Origin of the sequence: Massilia sp. LC238 (assembly GCF_000735635.1) — a bacterium.
Taxonomy (GTDB): domain Bacteria; phylum Pseudomonadota; class Gammaproteobacteria; order Burkholderiales; family Burkholderiaceae_D; genus Telluria; species Telluria varians.
Genome location: NZ_JNNN01000043.1, coordinates 1 through 1,593, shown reverse-complemented (window position 1 = coordinate 1,593; position 1,593 = coordinate 1). Strand labels below are relative to the sequence as shown.

The window sequence follows — 1,593 nt, the reverse complement described above, 5'->3', positions numbered from 1 at the left end:
AGCAACGTGTCAATGAATTTGAAACACCTGGTGGAATCGTGAGCGTCTAATTTTTCCTGTTCAGGCTGCTTTTTTCTCCGTGGCTGGCGGATTGATCCACGCTGCGGTCGGCAACTTGGCCTGGCGTGGCACGCGGTGCTTGAAGCGGCCCGGCGTGCGTTCGTAGGCGCTCTCGAGCGTTGCCTGGCGCAGCTGTCGGATCTCGGAGGCACGGCCGGTATGGACGCTTTCCGGGGTCATCATCCCGATGCCGGAATGGCGATGCTGCTGGTTGTACCAGGTGAAGAAGGTCGCGCAGTGGGCGCGTGCGTCAGCGAGCGAGCCAAAGCGCGCCGGGAAGCCGGGCTGGTACTTCAAGGTCTTGAATTGCGCCTCGGAATACGGGTTGTCATCCGAAACGTAAGGGCGGCTGTGCGATTTGGCGATGCCCAGATCGCACAGCAGCGTAGCCACCGGCTTGGAGCGCATGCTGCTGCCGCGGTCGGCATGCAAAGTCAATGTGCCGGGCGCGATGTTTTCCTTTGCGGCGCTGTCGGCGATCAGCTGTTCGGCCAGTTCGGCGGTTTCCCGTTCAGCCACCATCCAACCGACGACGTAGCGGCTGAAGATGTCGAGAATGACGTACAGGTGGAAGCAGGTGCCCCGGACCGGCCCTTTGAGTTTGGTGATATCCCAGCTCCACACCTGGTTCGGCGCGACGGCCAGTAGCTCCGGCTTGGTGTACTCCGGATGGCGCAGCTGGTTACGGCGTTCGCGCACGGCAGCGCAGCCTTGCAGCAGGCGGTACATCGTGCGCACCGACGCCACATAGCGCCCCTCGTCGAGCAACTGGGCATGGATTGCGGCCGGCGCACAGTTGGCGAAGCGCGGGCTGTTGAGTACCTCCAGTACGACGCGCCGCTCATGTTCGGACAACGCGAGCGGTGGACGTCGGGCTGGAGCAGCCGGCTTCACAGGCGTTGATGAACAAAGCCGTTGTGCGGTCCGATGGCGATACAACGCGCTGCGCGGCAGCTGCAACGCGCGGCAGGCGGCGGCCACGCCAACTTCGCCGGCGAGGTGTTCGGCGGCGCTGATCACTTCGGTTCGCTCGGCGTATCGTTGGTGCTCAGTCCCAGCAGGGTGGAAAGTTTTTTTTGGACGTCGATGATCAGGTCGGCCTTGGCCAACTTGTCGCGCAGGCGCGCTACCTCTGCCTCCAGGTCGCGCACCTTGCGGTCCTGCGCGGCAGTTGGGTCGACCTTGGGGCCACGCTTGCGCTCGAGGACTTGGGATGCCGCAGCGGCCTGGCGTTGCTTGCGCCAGGTCGCCAGATGGGACGAATAGATGCCTTCGCGGCGAAGCAAGGCACCGATGTCGCCTGGGGCCTGACAGGCGTCGGCAGCGGCAAGAATGCGCAGCTTCTCGTCGTTGGAAAAAGTGCGCCGCTTGGCGGTCGGAACGACCTCGGGATCGGGGCGGGACGCTGGCGTGGCTGGACTGCTGGGTTCGACAGGATTGCTGATTTGATGCTTTCGGCTGTGCATGTTGGGGACCTACCGTTGTACTCTAAATTAATCGGGTAGGTGTCTCAAGTTATATTGGCACAGGGGG

General features: G+C 63.0%; 1 protein-coding gene. It reads right to left on the bottom strand.

The genetic code is table 11. The annotated features are described in order from the left end of the window. Positions 1-60: 60 nt before the first annotated feature. A protein-coding gene (locus FG94_RS12095; RefSeq protein ID WP_152570955.1) for an IS3 family transposase occupies positions 61-1,505 on the bottom strand; the annotation gives its coding sequence in 2 pieces (ribosomal slippage) (positions 61-1,110 and positions 1,113-1,505; 1,443 coding nt in all). Positions 1,506-1,593: the final 88 nt, after the last annotated feature.